Origin of the sequence: Shimwellia pseudoproteus (assembly GCF_016415625.1) — a bacterium.
Lineage (GTDB): Bacteria > Pseudomonadota > Gammaproteobacteria > Enterobacterales > Enterobacteriaceae > Shimwellia > Shimwellia pseudoproteus.
On the sequence record NZ_WBXP01000024.1, the window covers coordinates 35,158 to 57,473 of the forward strand.

The window sequence follows — 22,316 nt, forward strand, 5'->3', positions numbered from 1 at the left end:
TTATTTCTCACTATCAACCAGGCCGCGCACAAACGCGCGCTGCATCACTAATACAATCGCCACCGGCGGCAACAGGGTCAGCAGCATGGCGGCCATCACCAGGTTCCACTGAGTGCTCCCCTCCCCCTGGGCTATCATGCCCTTGATCCCCGCCACCGCCGTACCCAGCCCGCTGTCGCTGATTATCAGCAGCGGCCACAGGTACTGGTTCCAGCCATAGATAAAGGTGATAACAAACAGCGCCGCCAGATTGGTACGGGATAACGGCAACACAATGTCCCACAGGAAGCGCAGCGGGGAAGCACCGTCAATCCGCGCGGCCTCAAGCAGTTCATCGGGCATGCTCATAAAGCACTGGCGGAACAAAAAAGTCGCCGTGGCGGAGGCCATCAGTGGCAGGGTCAGCCCGGCGTAGGAGTCGAGCATCTGCAAGTTAGCCACCACGTCAACCGTCGGGAAGATTCGCACCTCAACCGGCAGCATCAGGGTGATAAAAATCATCCAGAAACACAGGTTACGCAGCGGAAAGCGAAACCAGACAATGGCAAAAGCGGAGAGCAGCGACACGGTGATTTTCCCCACCGTGATAACCAGCGCCATAATGGCGCTGTTGGCCAGCAGCAGCCAGAATGGCGCACTGCCGCCGCCACCCCCTGGGACCAAATTGTCCCCAGGTTGTGCCACAGATAATGGCCCGGCAGCAGCGGCATCGGCGTGCGGAACACCGCGTCGCTGTCCAGCGTGGCGGCCACAAACGCCACATACAGCGGGAACAAGATAACCGCGATCCCGAGGATAAGCATCACATGGCTGAACAGGGTCAGCCCAGGGCGGTTCTCTATCATTGGTAGCGCACCTTACGTTCGACATAGCGGAACTGCACCACCGTCAGGACGATAACAATCACCATCAGCACCACGGACTGGGCCGCAGAGGCAGACAGATCCAGCCCGGCAAAACCCTCCCGGTAGATTTTATAAATCAGGGTGGTGGTGGCCTGTACCGGCCCGCCACCGGTAGCCGCATCGATAACCGGGAAGGTGTCGAAAAAGGCATACACCACATTAACCACCAGCAGGAAGAAACTCACTGGCGCAATCAGCGGCAAAGACAGGGCAAAGAAGCGCCGCACCGGCCCGGCGCCGTCGATGGCGGCCGCCTCCACCAGCGAACGAGGAATCGACTGGAGCGCGGCAAAGAAAAACAGAAAGTTATAGCTGATCTGCTTCCATACCGAGGCAAACACCACCAGGAACATCGCCTGGCCGCTGTGCTGGGCGTGGTTCCACTGGTAGCCCATCCCCGCCAGCCAGTGGGTGATAAGCCCCCGGCCCGGGTTAAACAGAAAGATCCACAACACCGCCGCAATGGCCGGGGCCACCGCATAAGGCAGCAGCATCAGGGTCTGGTACAGGCGGCTGCCGCGCACCACATAATCGGTCAGTGCCGCAAAAAATAGCGATATCAGTAGCCCAAAAAACGTCACCAGCCCGCTGAATATCAGGGTGGTATTAAACGAAGCCAGGTACCACGGGTCCCGGGCCAGAGCGGCAAAGTTTTCCATGCCAACAAACTGGCTGGACAGCCCAAAAGGGTCGACTTGTTGCAGGGAGTACCACAGAGCTTCCCCGGCGGGCCAGATGAAAAAGATGACCGTAATGATCAACTGGGGCGCCAGCAGCAGCCAGGGTAACCCGCGGGAAGAAAAAACCGGACGAGAGGCAGACATAATTAACACTCAGCAGTTAGCCACACCGGTACCTGGGGTACCGGTGCCATAAAGGTGGGTTATCTGGTGGTTTGCTCAAAACGACGCAGCAGCACATTACCCCGGGTAACAGCGTTATCCAGCGCCTGCTGTGGCGTTATCTTGCCGCTCCAGACCGATTCCAGCTCCTCGTCCACAATGGTACGGATCTGCGGCATATTGCCGAGGCGCAGCCCCCGGGTAAACGCTAACGGCGGTTTGTTGAGCATCTGGCGGGTGGCAATATCCGCCCCGGGGTTCTGCGCATAGAAGCCCTGCTTACGGGTTAACTGATAAGCGGCCGTGGTGATGGGCAGGTAGCCCGTTTTCTGGTGCCATTCGGCGGCGTTATCGGGCTGGGTGAGGAATTGCAAAAACTCAGCCACCCCTTTATAGACCTCAAGGGTTTTCCCCTGCATCACCCACAAGCTGGCCCCGCCAATCATGGCATTTTGCGGCGCGCCTTTAAGATCAGCATCATAAGGCATCATCCCCACCCCATACGGGAATTTGGCATAATGGCGGATATCCGCCAGGGAGCCGGAAGAGGCGGTGGTCATGGCGCAGTCGCCATTGTAGAACTTCTCAGTGGACTCATCCTTACGCCCAAAGTAGCTGAAGTCCCCTTTTTTATTCATCGCTTCGAGCAGCGCGATATGTTTTACCTGCGCCGGCTGGTTAAATTCCAGCACCGTATCGGTACCGTCAAAGCCATTATTTTTGCTGGCCACCGGCAGGCCATTCCAGGCACTGAAGTTCTCCAGCTGGATCCAGCCCTGCCAGCCACTGGCATAGCCGCACGTCATCCCGGCCGCTTTCAGCTTTGCGCTGTAACTGGCCAGCGCCTGCCAGGTTTTAGGCGGTTGCTCAGGATCCAGCCCGGCTTTTTTAAACGCCGCTTTGTTGTAATAGAGCACCGGTGTGGAGCTGTTAAACGGCTGGGACAGCAAATGGCCCGTTTTGGCATCGGTATAGTATCCGGCCACCGTGGGGACAAACTGGGACTCATCAAAAGGGATACCGGCATCGGCAAACACCTGGTAGACCGGTTTAATGGCTTTTGACGCCATCATGGTAGCGGTACCCACCTCGTACACCTGCAAAATAGCCGGTGCGTTACCGGTACGGAAGGCGGCAATCCCGGCGGCCAGGCTCTGCTCGTAGTTACCTTTATAGATGGGGACTATCTGGTAATCAGGATGGGTCTGGTTAAAACGCCCGGCCAGAGAGTCCACCTCTTTCCCCAATTCCCCTTCCATAGAGTGCCAGAACGGAATGTTGGTAACCGCCAGAGCCGGCGTGGCCCCAGCCAGGCCCAGCGCCATGCCCAAAACGGTAACGCGTAATAATGCCATGGGTATCCCTCGTCATATTTTTAGTGCGCGATAACACGCGTTTTATGGTCGCGAGCTACCATGACATGCGCGAATGACAGAAAAATAACCGTCGCGTGACCGCCAGATGACACAAATACGACAGCCTGCTAGTAACGGTTGGCTGACTGGGCGGCAAAAGCAGCGCGCTACCCGGCATTGGTTTAGTCCTGGTTTACGCCAGATGCCGCATAAGATCTGACGTGATAACCCGTGCTTATCAATGGAGGATCGGCATGAAATACCCTGTGATGTTTATTGCGGCGGCGCTTATTCTGTTTATTGTCGGCAGCAAGGCCGATACTCAGAAGACGCAGTGGACCCTTGCGATGCCTTACCCGAATAACCCGCTCAAAACGGCCAGCCTGCCGGGGGAGGCGCATTTCCACGGCCAGCGGGGCAAAGCCTGGCTGGTGCTTTCCTGCCGCCCGGATGCCCTCCCGGCGCGGGTGACACTGCGGGTCGAAAGGGCCCTGCTGGCCGGCTTCCCGATTGAAGATTTCGAAGGGCCAGGCGCTGACGGCGAACATACCCCCTGGGTGCGAGTCCAGGGGCATACGCTGGAGCACGGCCACGCCTGGACCACTACCGGGGCCTGGCACGAGCAGGATTTTACCTGGACGATTACCCCCACCAGCCATGCCCTACATCAGTGGCTACACGGTAAGGACGACCTGATAACAGTGGTGGTGTCTCAGGCTGTGACCAGTAAACCGCCGCTGACAGCGCGATTTATCCTGCCGGATAACACCCACCAGGCGGAGCAAGTGATCCAGCCCTGTACCCACTGACGATATAAAACAGGCCCCAACCGGGGCCTGTTATCAGGGCAAGCATCCAACCACGGCAGCCATTATCCGCCGAGATAAGCACTCCGTACCGCTTCGTTAGCCAGCAGCGCGTCCCCGGTATCCTCCAGCACCACCCGGCCATTCTCCAGGACATAGCCGCGGTCCGCCAGCTTCAGGGCCTGGTTCGCATTCTGCTCTACCAGGAAGATGGTCATCCCCTCGCGGCGTAATTGCTCAATGGTGTCGAAGATTTGCTGGATAATAATCGGCGCCAGCCCCAGGGAGGGCTCGTCCAGCAGCAACAGCCGCGGCTGGCTCATCAGCGCCCGGCCAATGGCCAGCATCTGCTGTTCACCGCCAGACATGGTGCCTGCCCGCTGCACCCGCCGTTCATACAGGCGCGGGAACAATTCATACACCCGTTTGATCCGGCTGGCGAATTGCTCGCTGTTGGCAAAAAAACCGCCCATGGCGAGGTTTTCATCCACCGTCATCCGCGAAAATACCCGCCGCCCTTCCGGCACAATGGCCACCGCTTCACGCATAATGCGCGCAGTGTTCCAATCAGTAATATCTTTACCGTCAAACACAACCCGCCCGTAGCTGGCCCGGGGATCACCACACAGGGTGCCCAGCAGGGTGGTCTTCCCCGCCCCGTTGGCACCAATCAGGGTAACAATTTCCCCCTGGTTAATGTGCAGGGTCACCTCGTGGAGTGCCTGAATCTTCCCGTAATGGGCACTGACCTGGTCAAACGACAACATCACTTTTTCCATTTTATGCCTCACCAAGGTATGCGCGGATGACATCCGGGTTTTCACGCACCTGCGCCGGGGTACCCTGGGCCAGTGGCGCCCCCTGGTTAACCACATAGATGCGATCCGAAATGCCCATTACCAGTTTCATATCATGCTCAATCAGCAACACCGTGGTGTTGTGCTGGTCACGCAGCTCGGCGATCAGCCTATCCAGCTCATGGGTTTCATTGGGGTTCAGCCCGGCGGCGGGTTCATCCAGCATCAGGATCTCCGGCTGGGTCACCATACAGCGGGCTATCTCCAGATGGCGCTGCTGGCCATAGGCGAGGTTCCCGGCCTGGCGGTTGGCCAGCCCCAGCAGGCCAATACGCTCCAGCCACAGTGCCGCCCGATCCAGGGCGGCATTCTGGGCCTGGCGGAATGACGCGGTTTTCAGCAGCCCGGAAAAGACCCCGGTCTTCATCTGCTGATGTTGCGCCACCAGCAGGTTCTCAATCACCGTCATCTCCCGGAATAGCCGGACATGTTGAAAGGTCCGCACCACCCCCAGGCGGGCAATCTCCTGGCCAGGCAACCCTTCCAGATGGCGGTCGCGCAGTAAAATCGTGCCGCCGGTGGGTTTATAAAAGCCAGTCAGGCAGTTAAACACCGTGGTTTTACCGGCCCCGTTCGGGCCAATCAGGGAGACAATCTCATTCTGGTGCAGCTCAAGGGCAACGTTATTTACCGCCAGCAGACCGCCAAAACGCATCATCAGACCCGTTACCGATAACAGTGGCTGGCTCATGCCTGCTCTCCTTTTTCAGCATTGTTTTTCTTCAGCGTCATCTGCACGCGGGTCATCGGCAGTAATCCCTGCGGGCGCCAAATCATCATCAGCACCATCAGCGCACCCAGTAACAACATGCTGTATTCATTCAGATCACGCATCAGCTCGCGGGAGACCACCAGCAGCACCGCCGCCAGAATCACCGCAAACTGCGACCCCATCCCCCCCAGCACCACAATCGCCAGCACAAAGGCGGACTCGGCAAAGGTGAAGGATTCCGGGCTGACAAATCCCTGGCGGGCCGCAAACAGCACCCCGGCAAAACCGGCAAACGCAGAGCTGATGGTAAACGCAGTCAACTTAATGCGGCGCGGGCTCAACCCCAGTGAACGGCAGGCAATCTCATCTTCGCGCAGCGCTTCCCAGGCCCGGCCCAGCGGCATACGCAGCAGGCGGTTAATCACAAACAGGGACAGCACCACCAGCAGCAGCGCCACCAGATATAAGAAGATAATCCGGTCGCTGGGGTCGTACTTCAGGTTGAAGAAGTTGCTAAAGGTATCCCAGCCCCCTTCCCGGGGAGTACGGCTAAACTCCAGCCCGAACAAGGTCGGCTTCGGGATCTGACTAATGCCGTTTGGCCCGCCGGTGATCTCGGTATTATTCAGCAGCAAAATACGCACTATCTCACCAAACCCCAGGGTCACGATGGCCAAATAGTCACCGCGCAGACGCAGCACCGGGAAGCCCAGCAGGAACCCCGCCGCCGCCGCGGTTAACCCCGCCAGGGGCAGGCACGTCCAGAAACCAAGGCCGTAGTAGTGGTTCAGCAACGCAAAGGTGTAGGCGCCAATGGCATAGAACCCCCCGTAGCCCAGCACCAGTAACCCGGAGAGCCCCACCACTACATTCAGCCCGAGGCCGAGGATCACGTAGATCATGGTCAGGGTGGCAATATCCACCGTCCCGCGGGAGACCATAAACGGCCACGCCACCGCCAGAACCAGCAGCGCCCCGAGGAACAGCTTCTGTTTTACCGAACTGCCATCAATGGCGGGCAAAATAAACGCCGGCCCCGAGACTTTACTCAAACCTTTCTGGCACAGTGGCCGCAGCAACTGGAACAGAAACACCACGGCAGTACCAAGATAGACCCACTGCCAGCGCACCGGCGCAGCGCTCCCCACCACCAGATGGGTGCCATCCAGCCCCAGCTGTACGCCCATAAAGACTGCCGCCAGCACAAAAAATATCGCCGCAGACAGCAGCGCCATCAACAGATGCATTGGTTTCATACTTTTTCTACCTCCGGACGGCCCAGAATACCGGTCGGCATCACCAGCAGCACCACGATCAACAGCGCAAAAGAGACCACATCTTTATACTCCGTGCTCAAATAAGCGGAGGTCAGCGCCTCTGCCACCCCGAGGATCAGGCCACCAATCATTGCCCCGGGGATGCTGCCGATCCCGCCCAGTACCGCAGCAGTAAAGGCCTTCATCCCGGCCATAAAACCGATGTAGGGGTTGATAACACCATAGAACTGGCCGAGCAGTACACCAGCCACGGCCGCCATCGCCGCACCGATAACAAATGTCAGGGAGATAACCCGGTCGGTATTAATGCCCAGCAGGCTGGCCATTTTCAGATCTTCCGCACAGGCGCGACAGGCGCGGCCCATCCGCGAATAGCGAATAAATAAGGTCAGCGCCAGCATCGCCAGCACCGTGACACCCCAGATAACCAGCTGCATCGCCGTAATCGAAGCGGAGAAGCCATTGCTGGACCCCACAATCCACTGGCCATTAATGAGCCCTGGCAGGGCGATATCCCGGGAGCCCTGGGTCAGGCTGACATAGTTTTGCAGGAAAATAGACATCCCGATGGCAGAGATCAGCGCAATCAGGCGTTTGGAGCTGCGCACCGGCTTATAGGCCACCCGCTCGATACTCCAGCCATAGGCACTGGCGATAATAATCGCCCCGATAAACCCGGCGCCAATCAGCATCCAGCTCACATCAATACCGAGCATCATCAGCCCGGCAATGATCATAAAAGAGACGTAGCTACCAATCATATACACTTCGCCGTGGGCGAAGTTGATCATGCCGATGATGCCGTACACCATGGTGTACCCGATAGCGATCAGCGCATAGGTACTGCCCAGCGTCACGCCATTAAACATCTGCTGCATGAAATAGAGGAATTGTTCGGACATAACATCACCTTTGTGCATGCCTCTGCCCGCAGGCAGAGGCCGGGCGCCTTTATTTCGCTACGGTGGACGAGCCATCCGCGTGCCACTGGAATACACCGAACTCGAATCCCTTGAGGTCACCTTTGTCATCCCAGCTCAGCGGGCCGATCACCGTGTCGGCACCCTGGGCTTTCAGATCCTTGATAAGCGTCGCCGGGTCATCACTGCCGGTGCGGTTCATGGCCGTGGCCAGGGATTGCACTGCCGCATAAGTTATCCAGACATACGGCCCGCTGGGGTCTTTTTTCTCTGCCTTCAGCGCCGCCACAATCGGCTGGTTAGCCAGCTGCTGGTCATAGCGTTTCGGCATGGTGACCAGCATCCCTTCGGCGGCTTTACCGGCGATATTCGATAACGACGCATTGCCCACGCCTTCCGGCCCCATAAACTGGGTTTTCAGCCCGACGGTCCGCGCCTGGCGCAGGATCTGGCCCATTTCCGGGTAGTAGCCCCCGTAGTACACAAAGTCGATATTTTCTTTTTGCAGCCGGGCCACCAGGGCGGAGAAGTCTTTCTCCCCGGCGGTTATCCCGTCAAAGAACACCACATTCGCCCCGCCGGCTTTCAGCGCAGTCTGCACCGAGCGCGCCAGCCCTTCACCGTATTGCTGTTTGTCATGAATAATGGCAATCCGCTGGGGTTTAACCTGTTTCAGAATATAGTTGGCGGCGGTTGGCCCCTGAGCTGAATCCAGCCCGGCGGTACGCATGATGTACTGATAACCGCGCTGGGTCAGTTCCGGGTTAGTCGCCCCGGGGGTAATCATCAGAATGCCTTCGTCTTCATAGATATCTGACGCCGGCTGGGTAGAAGAAGAGCAGAGGTGGCCAATCACGTATTTGATCCCGTCGTTGACCACTTTGTTGGCCACCGCCACCGCCTGTTTCGGGTCACAGGCATCGTCATATTCCACGGCCACTAACTTGTCGCCCTTGATCCCGCCGTGGGCGTTAATGTCTTTGATGGCCTGGCGCGCGCCGTTAAATTCCATATCGCCCCACTGGGCGACCGGGCCAGACATGGCCCCGACAACCGCAACCTTTATATCCTTTGCCATCGCGGTATGAGACAAAGCCAGCGCGATACCCGCTGCAATCAGGCGCTTTGCATTGTTGTTCATCCTGTGTAAACCCCGTTTCGTGATGTTGTAAATATTTGGTCTTATTATGGTTAAAAAGCATTCTGTGCTTTTTGTAATCAACCGCAGATTTTGTAACCTGAATAAGGGGTTAGCGCGACTTTTATCTTTAAAGACGGCTAAATCCTCTATTTTTCAGGCCATTAACCAAAGATATTATTCTGATTAACGTTCCAGATAAACAAAAAAAAGTGCGAGATTCAGCATAAAACACCAACACAATACGCGGACAAAATAGTGAAAAAACAGTTAATAAACCCACGGTTTTTTTCATTCCTGACGTTTTGAACCAGAATCACAAAAGCACAAGAAGTAATCACCTGCCTGAATAGCAGTAAAAGAGCACACCCGTTGGCAGATGAACTTGATACACTGCGACTTTGTTCACGATTAACCTGAAACTATGAAACTGACCATTCTTCGCCTTACCGCATTGTCCGGACAGGACATCATCGATCTTGGGAAAATCTGGCCGGAGTATTCGGCAGACACACTGTTGATGGACGACACCCATTTGCTGTATGCCGCCCAATTTAATGAACGCTTGCTGGGGGCCGTACGGGTCACTATCAATGGCCAGCGCGCAATGCTGGACTCTCTGCGTATCCGGGAGTTAACCCGCCGCCGTGGGGTAGGCCAGTACCTGATTGAAGAGATCCTCGCCCGCCATCCCCGCATCACCCAATGGCAGGTGAGCGATCAGGGCGTGGAAGATCACGCCATCATGACGGCGTTTATGCAGTCACTGGGCTTTCGTGCCTGTGAGCACGGCTGGCAGCGCTGATTAAGATAAAAAACGCCCGGCAATGCGGGCGTTTTTGTGGTGCGGCTAACGACAGCGCGGCGATTTATTTGGCTTCGCTGGCGGTGCCGTTGGCGTGCCAGGTAAAGACCCCGAACTCAAACCCTTTCAAATCGCCTTTCTCATTCCAGGAGAGCGGGCCCATCACTGTATCCACACTGGTGCCTTTAAGGTATTTGGCCATATCGGCAGGTTCCTGGCTGGGGACGTTATCCAGCGCGGCAGCCAGCGATTGCAGAGCGGCGTAGGTGGTCCAGACAAACGCACCGCTCGGATCCTGTTTCTTCGCTTTGATAGCATCGACAATCGGTTTGTTGGCCGGTACCTGATCGTAGTTTTTCGGCTTAGTCACCAGCATCCCTTCCGCTGATGCCCCGGCGATGTTAGACAGCGAGACGTTCGCCACCCCTTCCGGGCCCATAAAGATTGTTTTCAGCCCCGCGGCCCGGGACTGGCGCAGGATCTGGCCCATTTCCGGGTGGTATCCACCGTAGTAAACAAAGTCGATATTTTCTTTCTTCAGCCGCGCCACCAGGGTAGAGAAATCTTTCTCACCGGCGGTGATGCCGTCAAAGAACACCACATTCGCGCCGCCTTTTTTCAGGCTATCCTGTACCGAGCGGGCCAGCCCTTCACCATATTGCTGCTTATCGTGGATAACCGCGATACGCTGGGGCTTAACGTGTTCCAGAATATATTTCGCGGCGGTTGGCCCCTGGTCAGAGTCCAGGCCGGTGGTACGCAGGATCAAATCATAACCGCGGGCAGTCAGTTCCGGGGCGGTGGCCGCCGGGGTGATCATCAGAACACCTTCATCTTCATAGATGTCGGAAGCCGGCTGGGTAGAAGAAGAACACAAATGGCCGATAACGTATTTGATGCCGTCGTTGACCACTTTGTTGGCCACCGCCACCGCCTGCTTGGGATCGCAGGCATCGTCATATTCCACCGCGACCAGCTTATCGCCCTTAATGCCCCCTTTAGCGTTAATATCAGCAATCGCCTGTTTGGCACCGGTAAACTCCTGGTCCCCATACTGTGCCACTGGGCCAGACATCGCCCCGACCACCGCGACTTTAATATCTTTTGCTAAGGCGGTGTGGCTGATTGCCAGCGCGATGCATCCTGCCAGCAGCGCTTTACCTTGTATCTTCATCCTGCATTTCCCCATTCTTGTTGTGATTGCGTGTTGCTTTTATGTTGTATTTTGGCACGTTGTACTAGTTATAATTTCAAATATAGTTTTTGATATCGGCAAAAGCCGGGTATACCGGTGCCATAGCAGCATACTCTGCTAAGACCATAACGCATTTTGGGGAATTTTGAATAGACCTGAAGGGAATAACGCACACAAAAAAACCACCCGCAGGTGGTTTTTCAATCAAAAAGGCCGGAATCAGGCTTCGATGGCAGCACGCAATTTCTTCATTGCGTTTTTCTCAAGCTGACGCACACGCTCAGCGGATACGCCGTAGCGATCGGCCAGCTCCTGCAAGGTGCTTTTGTTGTCTTCATCCAGCCAGCGCGCCCGAATGATCTGCTGGCTACGCTCGTCCAGACCCGTCATCGCTTCGGTCAGCTTATCGGCGGCATGCTCTTCCCAGTTGTCGTCTTCGATGCCGTCGGCAAAGTTAGAAGACTTATCCTGAAGATAGAGCACCGGCGCCATCGGCTGGCTGTCACCGGCGTCATCATCAGATGACATATCAAATGTCATGTCCTGAGCCGCCATACGGGACTCCATTTCGCGGACATCTTTGCTGGACACGCCCAGTTCACGGGCGACCATTTCAACTTCGTCCTGGTTAAACCAGCCCAGACGCTGCTTGGTCTTACGCAGGTTAAAGAACAACTTACGTTGTGCTTTGGTGGTGGCGACTTTCACGATACGCCAGTTGCGCAGGACGTATTCGTGGATCTCGGCTTTGATCCAGTGCACAGCAAACGACACCAGGCGTACACCCACTTCCGGATTGAAACGGCGCACGGCCTTCATCAGGCCAATGTTACCTTCCTGGATTAAGTCCGCCTGCGGCAGGCCATAGCCCGCATAATTACGAGCAATATGAACAACAAACCGCAGGTGAGACAGAATCAGCTTTTTGGCTGCTTCCAGATCACCCTGGTAATGCAGCTTTTCAGCCAGTGTCCGTTCTTCCTCTGCCGAAAGCATCGGCCAGGAATTGGCGGCCCGGATATAGGCATCCAGGTTACCGATCGGAGCTACCGCTAAATTTTGCATTTCGTTGGTCATTCAAACCCTCTCTAAATTGGATTTCGGAACCGGTCGGTACTGTCTTATTCCGGTTCTGTGCTGCGAGGCTAATACGTCCTGTTATCCAGGTCACGCACTTTCGCACTCACACCCTCTCTCAGACCGTGATCTTATCCACAAGTTCAATTTATACCTGTGAGTAAATTACACACAAACTGTGACAGGGAGATGAATTACAGAAGGGAGAAGCACGACGGGTTGCCTGACTGCATCCCCTGCTGACGAACACGTCTCGCAAGCAGGGGAAGAGTATATCAGAGTTTTAATTATTCGGGAGTAAAGCGACGTAAATGTTGTACGGTGGCAAGCCAGGCGGCCACCCAACCAATCATCGACGACACCAGCAGCAGCAGCAGGCACTCATCAAAAGAGAGACCGCTGAGATCAAACGACGCCCCGAAAACTTGCGCCACCTCTTTCACTGCGGAAGACAAGCGCAGCACCAGGATCTCTGACAGCAGCAGGGATAAAAACGCCCCGCTAAAGCCCAGCAGCGCACCGCCATACAGAAAAGGACGCAGGATAAAACCGTCCGTTGCCCCAATCAGTTTTTGTACGTTAATCGTATCCCGGCGGGCAAAAATGCTCAGCCGGACACTGTTACCAATCACCAGGAATACCGCCGCGACCATCAGTACCCCGATCATCGCCGAAATCCGGCCCACCAGCCCGGTAAGCGCCGAAAGCCGGGCAAACCAGCTGTCATCCATGCGCACTTCATCAATGCCTTTAATGCCGCTTAACCGGTCACGCAGGGTGCCCATGGCCTGGGGGGTCTGGAAATCAATCTTCGGAACCACAACCGCTACCGCAGGCAGCGGGTTCTCTTCCAGCATATCCAGCGCACCGCCAAACCCGGACCAGTTGCGGAACTCGCCAAGGGCTTCGTCCCGGGTCAGATAGTTGACCTTATCGACCCCCGGCTCCGCCTGGAGCTGCGCTACCACTTGTTGGGCCGCATCATCATCCAGCGCTTTATCCAGATAAACGGTTATTTGCGGGGTGGGATAATACTGGCTGGCAGCCTGACTGACGTTTTTATAAACCATATAACAGACGCTGGGCAGCGTCAGCGAGATAGCGATAACCATCACGGTCAAAAACGTAGCCAGCGGCTTATTACGCAAATCCTGGACCGCCCCCTGCCAGGCATAACGCACCTGTTCATTCAGGCCGCCTTTCAGGGCTTGTTGCTTCGATTTGGGCTTTTTATTACTGCCGCCGCTGCGCTTCTGGACCGAACGCCCCAAATCGCCCAGCTTACCGCCCAGTTGATTGACTTTATCGAACTTATTGCTGTAGCGGCGAATACGGTTTAACGCGCTGTTTTTATTCACCAGAACGGCCTCCGTGCAGATGCCCTTCACTCAGGGTCAATACCGGGTACTGGCGGCTGGCGATCAGGCCCGTATCGTGGGTTGCCATCAACACCGTTACCCCCACCCGGTTAAACTCTTCAAACAGGCGCAGGATCCCTTCGGACAGCGCATCATCCAGGTTACCGGTTGGTTCATCCGCCAGCAGTACTGCCGGCTTATTGACCACCGCCCGGGCAATACCTACCCGCTGCTGCTCCCCACCGGAGAGCTGGATCGGCAGGTTCTTCGCTTTGTCCAGTAGCCCAACCTTATCCAGCGCGGCAGGGACACGGCGGCGAATATCCTCACCGCTGGCACCGGCAATAATCAGCGGAATGGCCACATTGTCATAGACCGTGCGATCCATCAGCAGATGGTGATCCTGGAAAATCATCCCTATCTGACGACGCAGAAAGGGAACTTCACGGTTCTTCAGGCGGCTGATTTCATGACCACCGAACCAGATTTTCCCGGCGCTGGGCCGCTCAATCCCACAGATCAGTTTGAGCAGCGTACTCTTACCGGCACCGGAGTGCCCGGTGAGAAACGCCATCTCACCCGCCGGCAGGTGGAATGACACCCCCTGCAGCGCTTGTCTCCCACCAAGATAGGCTTTGCTGACGTGTTCAAAGCGAATCATTGCTAATCCTCTCGGGCAAATAGTGCCTCAATAAAATCGTCCGCTTTAAACGGACGCAAATCCTCAATACGCTCCCCAACGCCAATATAGCGAATGGGAATTCCGAATTGATCGGCAATAGAGAAGATAACCCCACCCTTCGCTGTACCATCCAGCTTAGTTAAGGTAATCCCTGTTAATCCAACGGCTTCATTAAACAATTTTGCCTGGCTGACCGCATTCTGGCCAGTGCTGGCATCCAGTGTAAGCATAACCTCATGGGGCGCGTCTTCATCCAGTTTTTTCATGACCCGGACAATTTTCTTCAGCTCTTCCATCAGGTGTGATTTATTCTGCAAACGCCCGGCAGTATCGGCAATCAGCACATCGACATTGCGCGCTTTTGCCGCCTGGATAGCATCAAAAATCACCGAGGCAGAATCCGCCCCAGTATGCTGTGCCACCACCGGAATATTATTCCGCTGGCCCCAGACCTGGAGCTGCTCGACGGCGGCGGCGCGGAAGGTATCCCCGGCGGCCAGCATCACGGATTTGCCCTGCTGCTGGAACTGGCGCGCCATCTTACCGATGGTGGTGGTTTTACCCACGCCATTCACCCCAACCATCAGGATAACGTAAGGCGTTTTGCCTTCGACGTTGAGCGGCTCATCAACCTTAGCAAGGATCCCGCTCATTTCCTCTTTGAGCAAACCGTAAAGTGCTTCTGCGTCGCGCAGTTGCTTACGGCTGGCGCCATCCGTCAGGTTAGCGATAATTTTACGGGTGGTTTCCACCCCGACATCGGCAATCAGTAGCTGCTCTTCCAGCTCTTCAAACAGATCATCATCGATCTTTTTACCCCGGAACAGGCCCATAAAGCCGGAGCCAAGGTTCTGCTTGGTTTTCAGCAGGCTGCGTTTCAGGCGGGCAAAAAATCCCTCTTTGGTGGGTTTTTCTTGCTCGTGGATCTCACCGGTATGTTCGCTGGCGGCGGCCTCTTCAGCCGCCAGTGCATCTGCGGCGGCCTGGGCTTCGGCTTCTGCCTGGGCTTCGGCTGCTGCCTGAGCTTCAGCGGCGGCTTTAGCTTCTGCCGCTGCCTGAGCGTCGGCGGCAGCTTTGGCTTCTGCGGCGGCTTTAGCTTCTGCTGCTGCCTGGGCTTCAGCGGCGGCTTTGGCTTCTGCTGCTGCCTGAGCTTCAGCGGCGGCTTTGGCTTCTGCTGCGGCCTGAGCTTCAGCGGCGGCTTGCGCTTCTGCTGCGGCCTGGGCCTCTGCGGCGGCTTTGGCTTCTGCTGCTGCCTGGGCTTCAGCGGCGGCTTTGGCTTCTGCTGCGGCCTGAGCTTCAGCGGCAGCTTTGGCTTCTGCTGCTGCCTGAGCTTCAGCGGCGGCTTTGGCTTCTGCTGCTGCCTGAGCGTCAGCAGCGGCTTTGGCTTCTGCTGCCTGAGCCTCTGCGGCAGCTTTGGCTTCTGCTGCTGCCTGAGCGTCGGCGGCAGCTTTGGCTTGTGCTGCTGCCTGAGCGTCGGCGGCGGCTTTGGCTTCTGCTGCTGCCTGAGCCTCTGCGGCAGCTTTGGCTTCTGCTGCTGCCTGGGCTTCTGCGGCAGCTTTGGCTTGTGCTGCTGCCTGAGCGTCGGCGGCGGCTTTGGCTTGTGCTGCTGCCTGAGCCTCTGCGGCAGCTTTGGCTTGCGCGTTTTCAGAGGAAGATTCAGACTGACTATCAACCGGTGTCTCTGCCGGCACCTGATCGGGCTGCGCGTCAATAACCTGCTGTTGTTCCTGAACTTCCTGTTCTTTTTCTGTTTCTGGCGCCTGCTCTTTCTGGCCAAAACCTAACCAGGAAAAAAAGCCGCGTTTTTTTTCTTTTGCCATTGGCGATCGGACTCCTCGCTATTGGTTCATGGCGCAGCCCTGCTTTCACGTAGAGCAGGGACGGAAATGAATATCGTAGTCTACCACTTTCCCGTCATAGCATCACGCCGTGGGATTATGGTTCCCCCGGCGCTGACGGCCCGGTAGAATAGCACTCCCCGGAATAATCACAGTAATGTCCATGAAAAAAACCCACAGTACAGGCAGCGGCCAAATTCGCATCATCGGTGGCCAGTGGCGCGGCCGGAAATTACCGGTCCCCGACAGCCCCGGGCTACGCCCCACCACCGATCGGGTTCGCGAAACCCTCTTTAACTGGCTGGCCCCGGATATTGTTGATGCCCGTTGCCTGGATTGCTTTGCCGGCAGTGGCGCCCTCGGGCTCGAAGCGCTCTCCCGCTACGCCGCCAGCGCCACCCTGCTGGAAATGGACCGTACTGTAGCCCAGCAATTACAGCGCAATCTCGCCACGCTGAAGGCCGCCCAGGGAACCGTGGTCAATACCAATACGCTGACCTTTCTCGCCCAGCCCGGGCAGCCCCATAACGTCGTCTTCGTGGACCCGCCATTCCGTAAAGGGCTACTGGAAGAGACACTACGCCTGCTGGAGCAGCAGGGATGGCTGGCTGACAATGCGCTGATCTATGTAGAAAGTGAAGTGGAAAACGGTACACCACTCACCCCGGTAAACTGGTCACTGCACCGGGAAAAAGTGGCGGGCCAGGTGGCCTACCGCCTGTACTGCCGCGAAACACAAGGAGCTGACCATGCTGATCATTAATATTGGCCGTTTACTGATGCTGTTCGTCTGGGCATTTCTGCTGTTTAACCTGATCCACCCTTACCCGCGTCCGCTGAACATTTTCCTCAATGTCGCGGCTATCTTTATGTTTTTTATGCACGGGTTGCAGGCGGCGATGCTGCAAGCCACCTTGCCAAAAGATCAGCCCAAACTGGGTGCCGTGCGCCAGCTGCGAATCTTTCTGTTTGGCGTTTTCGAACTGATGGCCTGGCAGAAGGCCCAGAAGAAAAGTCACTGATCCACTACTGATCCACTAATGGGGAGAACCCCACAACGCGCGTCCCCTGGACACGCAACGTCCCGGTCTCCCCCACGGTGATATGGCGATACTGTGCCATATTCACCCGGTAGGTCTGGAGGTTATCACCATCGCCACTGCCTGATGACAGCGGGCGGAAGCTGACCTCGTAGCGCATCGCCGAACCTGCCGGGTTGACCATCTGCTGATGTGAACGCCGATCGCTGACGGGGGACTCCCGTTTCGCCACCACCACCGCCGGATAATGGCGCACCGGTGCGCTGTCGTTTGCCTGCGCCTGCTTACGCTGCTGTATCAAACGTGAACAGGCCGCCACGGCAATAATCGCGACAATAATCACGAAAAAAAGCGGTACTTTATTCATGGGTCAGGCTTCCGCAGTCTATTTTCAGGCTCATCCTCAGCATAGCCCATTGTCACTGTGCGGCGATGGCCTCTACACTGGGATCAGGAACACACGCGGCTCGCGTGTGCCACAATAACGAATCAGGGAGCAATTATGCTTTGGTCATTTATCGCCGTGTGTTTCTCCGGCTGGCTGTATGTTGATGCATCCTATCGTGGCCCGGCATGGCAGCGCTGGATCTTTAAACCCATTACGTTACTGTTACTGCTGGTGCTGGCCTGGCAAGCGCCGGTCTTTACCCCGCTCTATTACCTGGTCCTCGCCGGGCTGGTCGCCTCCCTGATTGGGGATACCCTCAGCCAGTTACCGGAAAACTACCAGCGTTACGCCATCGGGGCATTCTTTCTCTCCCACTTGCTGTATACCCTTTGGTTTGCCAGCCAGTTGTCGTTTTCCTTCTTCTGGCCGCTGCCGGTTGCCCTGCTGATTATCGGCGCACTGCTGCTGGCCACCATCTGGACCCGGCTCGACACGCTGCAACTGCCGGTGGCGCTGTTCATCGGGGTGACCCTGGTGATGGTATGGCTGGCCGGAGAACAGTGGTTCTACCGCCCGGTAGATACCAGCTTCTCTGGTTTTGTCGGGGCGGCACTGCTGCTACTGAGCAATATTGTCTGGCTGGGTAGCCACTACCGCCAGCGCTTCAAAGCGGACAACGCCATTGCCGCCGCCTGCTACTTTGCCGGCCACTTCTTAATTGTCCGGGCGCTGTACCTCTGATCCATTCCTTCCCCCGCCGCTAAAATCATCCTTGACTCTGGAGGTAACTCCAGAGTGTAGGATAGGTAATGAGAAAATTATCATTACCGGAGGGCCCCATGACGGCACCTGCATCCTCAGAGAAAAAAACGCCCCAGTTTGGCAGCGCCCCTTTGACGCCACTGCCGGCTAGCCCGGGTGACCATTGCGGTGACCATTGCTGCTCCGGCCCGGCCCCGTCGGCAGAGAATACCTCGCCACGGGCAGATACCCCACCACCACCCGATGCCACTCGCTATAGCTGGCAAGTCCAGGGGATGGACTGCGCCGCCTGCGCCCGCAAAGTGGAAACCGCCGCCGGGAAAGTTGCCGGGGTAAGCGCAGTGCAAGTCCTGTTCGCCACCGAAAAACTGGTGGTCACCGCCAGTGGGGATGTTTCCCGGGCGGTAGAGCAGGCGGTACGCGACGCCGGTTATCAAGTGGTCGCCAGCGGGGAACAAAACACCCGCCAGCCCCCTGAAGAGGCAAGCTTCTGGCGGGAGAACCGCACCATTGTTATCCTCACCGCCATGATGATAGCCAGCCAGTTGATCAGCTGGGCCAGCCCGGTGGCGGGCAATATTGCCTTCATTATTACCACCCTGACAGGCTTATACCCGATTGCCCGCCAGGCATGGCGCCTGATCCGCAGCGGCAGCTGGTTTGCCATTGAAACCTTAATGACCGTCGCCGCGGCCGGTGCGCTGGTGATTGGTGCCACCCACGAAGCCGCTATGGTACTGCTGCTGTTCCTGCTGGGCGAACGCCTGGAAGGCTGGTCAGCCAGCCGCGCCCGCAAAGGGGTGAGCGCGCTAATGGCGCTGAAACCGGAGGTGGCCACCCGGCTGGTCGATGGCCAGCGCGAATCGGTCCCGCTGGCGGACCTGCGCCCCGGGGATGTGATTGAAGTGCCCGCCGGTGGGCGTTTACCTGCCGACGGGGTGCTGCTCAACGGCCCGGCCAGCTTTGATGAAAGCGCCCTGACCGGCGAGTCCGTCCCGGCAGAACGCCAGAGTGGAGATCCCATAGCCGCAGGCTGCACCAGCGTCAACCGCTTAGTCAACTTGCGGGTCACCTCCAGGCCGGGCGAAAGCGCCATTGACCGCATCCTCAAGATGATCGAAGAGGCTGACAGCCGGCGGGCGCCGATTGAGCGGTTTATCGATAGGTTTAGCCGGATTTACACCCCCATCATCATGGCTATCGCCCTGCTGGCGGCGGTGATCCCACCGCTGTTACTGGGCCAGCCCTGGGAACTCTGGATCTACAAAGGGCTGGCGCTGCTGCTGATTGGCTGCCCGTGCGCCCTGGTTATCTCTACCCCGGCGGCCATTACCTCTGGCCTGGCCGCCGCCTCTCGCCGTGGGGCCTTAATTAAGGGCGGTGCCGCCCTCGAACGGCTGCGCCAAATTCGCCAGGTGGCCTTTGATAAAACCGGCACCCTGACCCTGGGGCAGCCGCAGGTCAGCGCCATCATGGCGAGTGACAATCTCGATGAGGACCAGTTACTGGCCCTGGCCGCCGCCGTGGAGCAGGGCACCAGCCACCCGCTGGGTGTGGCCATTATCAACGAAGCCCATCAGCGCGGCCTGACAATCCCGCAAGCCCAGTCACAACACACCCGGGCCGGTATTGGTATTGAAGCTGAAGTCAATCATCAATACCTTGGCCTGTATGCGCCGTCCCGGGTGCCGCAGCCCATCGACAGCCACTGGCAGCAACGTATTGATACCCTCGAATCCCAGGGGCAGACTGTGATTGTCGCCATCTGTGGGGAACAGGTACAAGGCATTATTGGCCTGAGCGATACGCTACGCGCGGATGCCCGCCAGGCCATTGCACAGTTGCGTGAGCTGGGGATCGAGGGCGTGATGCTAACCGGCGATAATCCCCGGGCCGCCGCCGCGGTGGCCGGGGAGCTTGGCATCACCTACCAGGCCGGGCTGCTGCCGGAAGATAAGGTCAGCGTCGCGCGCCAGCTTAACCAGCAGGCACCGCTGGCGATGGTGGGTGACGGTATCAATGATGCCCCAGCCATGAAAACCGCCACTATCGGTATCGCCATGGGGAGCGGTACCGATGTCGCGCTGGAAACTGCCGACGCAGCATTAACCCGTAATAGCCTGCTGGAACTACCGGCGATGATCCGCCTTGCCCGGGCAACCCACGATAATATTCGCCAGAACATCAGCGTGGCGCTGGGGTTAAAAGCGCTGTTCCTGATAACGACGTTACTCGGGGTGACCGGGCTATGGATGGCGGTACTGGCGGATTCTGGCGCCACAGCACTGGTGACCGCCAATGCGCTGCGCTTACTCAGGAAGGGGAAATAATCTCACGGCCAGCCTGATGGCCAGCCCGGGCAACGGTGGCTGGCTGTCAGTTCGCTTTACGCAGTAAATAACGATACGGCAGCGAATCGGTTTGCTGCTCCAGCAATTCGTGCTCCATAAACCGGCAGAACCCGGGAATATCGCGGGTGGTCGCCGGATCATCCGCCACGATCAGCAGCGTTTCACCCACGGTCATACCGCGCACGGTTTTACGCACCATCATTACCGGTTCGGGGCAGCGCAGTCCCTGGGCATCCAGGGTGTGGTCCGGTGCAGCAAGGTGATTACTCATAACATTCTCAGCCAGTCAAAAACGGCTGTTATTTTACGCTGTGTAAAGTATGGCGCAAGCCGCGTGAACGATTGCGTTAAAATTAACCATTGCATCACCGGGCTAAAGCAGTATCATGCGGCGGTTTTCCGACCGTTGCCCGGCGCGCTGCGCAATGCAGGCCGGCAATGGATGTAATGGGTTCCCTCACCCCAAAAGACAAAAAGGTCACAATATGTCGTTTTCTTCTGTATTGCATCAGCACCGTAAGGCGCTGGTTTGGCTGGCGTTATTTCATTTACTGGTGATTATCTCCAGCAACTACTTGGTCCAGCTGCCGGTGAACATCCTCGGGTTTCACACCACCTGGGGGGCCTTTAGTTTCCCGTTTATTTTCCTCGCCACCGATCTCACGGTGCGGATTTTCGGCGCCCCGCTGGCGCGGCGGATTATCTGGTCGGTCATGATCCCGGCACTGCTGGTCTCTTACGGCATTTCGGCGCTGTTTTATATGGGTCAGTGGCAAGGGCTGGGGGCACTGGGCCATTTCAATCTGTTTGTTGCCCGTATCGCCTGCGCCAGCTTTATGGCTTACGCCCTCGGGCAGATCCTCGATATCCACGTCTTCAACCGCCTGCGCCAGAGCCGCCGCTGGTGGCTGGCCCCGCTGGCATCGACGTTTTTAGGCAATGTCAGCGACACGGTCTCCTTCTTTTTTATTGCCTTCTGGCGCAGCCCGGACCCGTTCATGGCCCAGCACTGGGTGGAGATAGCCGCCGTGGATTACAGCTTTAAAGTGCTCATCAGTATTCTGTTTTTCCTGCCGATGTATGGCGTGCTGCTGAATATGTTGTTAAAACGGGTGGCGGAAAATTCTGAAACCCGGGCATTACGCGCGGGTTAACAGCAACGTAGAAATCTTATGATAATATGGCGCAATGACCGCCATGGTCGTTAAACGTAGAAGGAATTAGTAATGCGTAACCTGGTAAAATATATCGGTATCAGTCTGCTGGTATTCGGACTGGCCGCCTGCGACAACAGTGACAGTACCTCTGCAACGCAAGGCAATGCAGCCCAGAGTAACGCAGCCGGGCAAAATATCTCTCTGCTGGATGGCAAACTGGCCTTCTCGTTACCGGCAGGGATGGTCGATCAGAGCGGTAAGTTAGGCACCCAGACTAACAATATGCACGTCTACTCTGACGCCACCGGCCAGAAAGCGGTGATCGTGATTGTCGGTGATGCCAGCGATGAGCCCCTGAATGTGCTGGCAGATCGCCTGCAGGAACAACAGCGTAACCGTGACCCGCAATTGCAGGTCGTGACCAATAAAGCCATCCAGGTTAACGGCCACGATTTACAGCAGCTGGACAGCATTATCTCCGCCAAAGGGCAGACCGCGTGGTCTTCCGTTATCATCGGCAAAGTTGACGGCAAACTGCTGACCATGCAGATAACCTTACCGGCTGACGATCAGCAGAAAGCCCAGAGCACCGCAGAAAGCATCATTAACACTCTGGATGTGAAATAATCACATTTAGCAACTACTGTAACAACACGGCCTCCCGGGTGTCCTGAAGAGGCCGTTTTTTATCTCCCCGTCTTGTTGGTCTGCCCTGCTCTGCCAGCCACTCCACGCTCCCGGTAGTGAAATACACTTAGGGAAGGTGCGAACAAGTTCCTGATATGAGATCATCATATTCATCCGGAGCGCATCCCAGAGGGACATCATGAGCCATCAACTCACCTTCGCCG

The 22,316-nt window shown here is 56.9% G+C and carries 22 protein-coding genes and 1 pseudogene; 8 read left to right on the top strand and 15 right to left on the bottom strand.

The genetic code is table 11. From position 1 onward, the window contains the following. The 3 genes and pseudogenes from ugpE to ugpB all read right to left on the bottom strand — a co-directional run bounded on the left by ugpE (position 1) and on the right by ugpB (position 3,102). Positions 1-845 (bottom strand): annotated as a pseudogene (gene ugpE / locus F9C28_RS11985) (sn-glycerol-3-phosphate ABC transporter permease UgpE). Further along, positions 842-1,729 (bottom strand): sn-glycerol-3-phosphate ABC transporter permease UgpA, encoded by an 888-nt coding sequence (ugpA, locus tag F9C28_RS11990; protein ID WP_199015599.1) that lies wholly within the window; start codon positions 1,727-1,729, stop codon positions 842-844. The pseudogene ugpE and the gene ugpA overlap by 4 nt, the downstream one beginning before the upstream one ends. A 59-nt stretch (positions 1,730-1,788) precedes the next feature. Continuing rightward, on the bottom strand, positions 1,789-3,102 hold the full coding sequence (gene ugpB, locus F9C28_RS11995) for a sn-glycerol-3-phosphate ABC transporter substrate-binding protein UgpB (RefSeq protein WP_199015600.1): 1,314 nt from the start codon (positions 3,100-3,102) through the stop codon (positions 1,789-1,791). A 254-nt stretch (positions 3,103-3,356) separates the two neighbouring features. Here ugpB and F9C28_RS12000 point away from each other — a divergent pair, with 254 nt between their 5' ends. Next, positions 3,357-3,911 carry a hypothetical protein gene (locus F9C28_RS12000; RefSeq protein WP_199015601.1) on the top strand — a complete coding sequence of 185 codons (555 nt, stop codon included), beginning with the start codon at positions 3,357-3,359 and terminating at the stop codon, positions 3,909-3,911. Positions 3,912-3,973: 62 nt separating this feature from the next. Here the strand turns inward: F9C28_RS12000 and livF are convergent, their stop codons facing one another. Genes livF through livK form a run of 5 tightly spaced genes read right to left on the bottom strand, consistent with a single transcriptional unit; the run spans position 3,974 to position 8,815 of the window. Beyond that, positions 3,974-4,687, bottom strand: coding sequence for a high-affinity branched-chain amino acid ABC transporter ATP-binding protein LivF (gene livF, locus F9C28_RS12005; RefSeq protein WP_199015602.1), 714 nt, complete (start codon positions 4,685-4,687; stop codon positions 3,974-3,976). Between the two features lies 1 nt (position 4,688). Then, positions 4,689-5,456: a high-affinity branched-chain amino acid ABC transporter ATP-binding protein LivG gene (livG, locus tag F9C28_RS12010; RefSeq protein ID WP_199015604.1), complete on the bottom strand. Its 768-nt coding sequence runs from the start codon at positions 5,454-5,456 to the stop codon at positions 4,689-4,691. Next, on the bottom strand, positions 5,453-6,733 hold the full coding sequence (locus tag F9C28_RS12015) for a high-affinity branched-chain amino acid ABC transporter permease LivM (protein WP_199015606.1): 1,281 nt from the start codon (positions 6,731-6,733) through the stop codon (positions 5,453-5,455). Before F9C28_RS12015 ends, livG begins: the two co-directional genes overlap by 4 nt. Further along, positions 6,730-7,656 (bottom strand): high-affinity branched-chain amino acid ABC transporter permease LivH, encoded by a 927-nt coding sequence (gene livH / locus F9C28_RS12020; RefSeq protein ID WP_199015607.1) that lies wholly within the window; start codon positions 7,654-7,656, stop codon positions 6,730-6,732. Before livH ends, F9C28_RS12015 begins: the two co-directional genes overlap by 4 nt. Before the next feature lie 49 nt (positions 7,657-7,705). Continuing rightward, positions 7,706-8,815: a high-affinity branched-chain amino acid ABC transporter substrate-binding protein LivK gene (gene livK / locus F9C28_RS12025; RefSeq protein WP_199015608.1), complete on the bottom strand. Its 1,110-nt coding sequence runs from the start codon at positions 8,813-8,815 to the stop codon at positions 7,706-7,708. Between the two features lie 421 nt (positions 8,816-9,236). On the opposite strand from livK, the gene panM reads away from it, so the two are divergent. Then, complete coding sequence (panM, locus tag F9C28_RS12030) at positions 9,237-9,617, top strand: aspartate 1-decarboxylase autocleavage activator PanM (RefSeq protein WP_199015609.1); 381 nt, start codon at positions 9,237-9,239, stop codon at positions 9,615-9,617. A 64-nt stretch (positions 9,618-9,681) separates the two neighbouring features. On the opposite strand, the gene F9C28_RS12035 is transcribed toward panM, so the two are convergent. The 5 genes from F9C28_RS12035 to ftsY all read right to left on the bottom strand — a co-directional run bounded on the left by F9C28_RS12035 (position 9,682) and on the right by ftsY (position 15,749). Further along, positions 9,682-10,791: a branched-chain amino acid ABC transporter substrate-binding protein gene (locus F9C28_RS12035; protein WP_199015610.1), complete on the bottom strand. Its 1,110-nt coding sequence runs from the start codon at positions 10,789-10,791 to the stop codon at positions 9,682-9,684. Between the two features lie 240 nt (positions 10,792-11,031). Next, entirely contained in the window at positions 11,032-11,889 is an 858-nt protein-coding gene (gene rpoH, locus F9C28_RS12040; RefSeq protein ID WP_199015611.1) for an RNA polymerase sigma factor RpoH, read from the bottom strand. Positions 11,890-12,176: 287 nt separating this feature from the next. Continuing rightward, entirely contained in the window at positions 12,177-13,247 is a 1,071-nt protein-coding gene (gene ftsX, locus F9C28_RS12045) for a permease-like cell division protein FtsX (RefSeq protein ID WP_199015612.1), read from the bottom strand. After that, positions 13,240-13,908: a cell division ATP-binding protein FtsE gene (gene ftsE / locus F9C28_RS12050; protein WP_199015613.1), complete on the bottom strand. Its 669-nt coding sequence runs from the start codon at positions 13,906-13,908 to the stop codon at positions 13,240-13,242. Before ftsE ends, ftsX begins: the two co-directional genes overlap by 8 nt. Positions 13,909-13,910: 2 nt before the next feature. After that, positions 13,911-15,749 (bottom strand): signal recognition particle-docking protein FtsY, encoded by a 1,839-nt coding sequence (ftsY, locus tag F9C28_RS12055; protein ID WP_199015614.1) that lies wholly within the window; start codon positions 15,747-15,749, stop codon positions 13,911-13,913. A 181-nt stretch (positions 15,750-15,930) separates the two neighbouring features. Between ftsY and rsmD the strand changes: the two genes are divergently transcribed. Together rsmD and F9C28_RS12065 are read left to right on the top strand one after the other, a co-directional pair. After that, positions 15,931-16,530, top strand: a complete 600-nt coding sequence (gene rsmD / locus F9C28_RS12060; RefSeq protein ID WP_199015622.1) for a 16S rRNA (guanine(966)-N(2))-methyltransferase — start codon at positions 15,931-15,933, stop codon at positions 16,528-16,530. Further along, positions 16,517-16,789, top strand: coding sequence for a DUF1145 family protein (locus tag F9C28_RS12065; RefSeq protein ID WP_199015615.1), 273 nt, complete (start codon positions 16,517-16,519; stop codon positions 16,787-16,789). Before rsmD ends, F9C28_RS12065 begins: the two co-directional genes overlap by 14 nt. Before the next feature lie 4 nt (positions 16,790-16,793). On the opposite strand, the gene F9C28_RS12070 is transcribed toward F9C28_RS12065, so the two are convergent. Continuing rightward, positions 16,794-17,174 (bottom strand): DUF2500 domain-containing protein, encoded by a 381-nt coding sequence (locus F9C28_RS12070; RefSeq protein WP_199015616.1) that lies wholly within the window; start codon positions 17,172-17,174, stop codon positions 16,794-16,796. A gap of 135 nt (positions 17,175-17,309) precedes the next feature. On the opposite strand from F9C28_RS12070, the gene F9C28_RS12075 reads away from it, so the two are divergent. Next, entirely contained in the window at positions 17,310-17,936 is a 627-nt protein-coding gene (locus F9C28_RS12075) for a lysoplasmalogenase (RefSeq protein ID WP_199015617.1), read from the top strand. 98 nt (positions 17,937-18,034) lie between these two features. Then, complete coding sequence (locus F9C28_RS12080) at positions 18,035-20,287, top strand: zinc/cadmium/mercury/lead-transporting ATPase (RefSeq protein WP_199015618.1); 2,253 nt, start codon at positions 18,035-18,037, stop codon at positions 20,285-20,287. A 46-nt stretch (positions 20,288-20,333) separates the two neighbouring features. Here F9C28_RS12080 and tusA read toward each other — a convergent pair whose 3' ends face one another. Then, complete coding sequence (gene tusA, locus F9C28_RS12085; RefSeq protein WP_199015619.1) at positions 20,334-20,579, bottom strand: sulfurtransferase TusA; 246 nt, start codon at positions 20,577-20,579, stop codon at positions 20,334-20,336. Between the two features lie 214 nt (positions 20,580-20,793). Between tusA and F9C28_RS12090 the strand changes: the two genes are divergently transcribed. Both F9C28_RS12090 and F9C28_RS12095 read left to right on the top strand, forming a co-directional pair. Further along, the gene (locus F9C28_RS12090) at positions 20,794-21,462 is read left to right on the top strand and encodes a 7-cyano-7-deazaguanine/7-aminomethyl-7-deazaguanine transporter (protein ID WP_199015620.1); all 669 of its coding nucleotides are present in this window, start codon (positions 20,794-20,796) and stop codon (positions 21,460-21,462) included. A 72-nt stretch (positions 21,463-21,534) separates the two neighbouring features. Continuing rightward, the gene (locus tag F9C28_RS12095; protein ID WP_199015621.1) at positions 21,535-22,092 is read left to right on the top strand and encodes a DcrB family lipoprotein; all 558 of its coding nucleotides are present in this window, start codon (positions 21,535-21,537) and stop codon (positions 22,090-22,092) included. Positions 22,093-22,316: the final 224 nt, after the last annotated feature.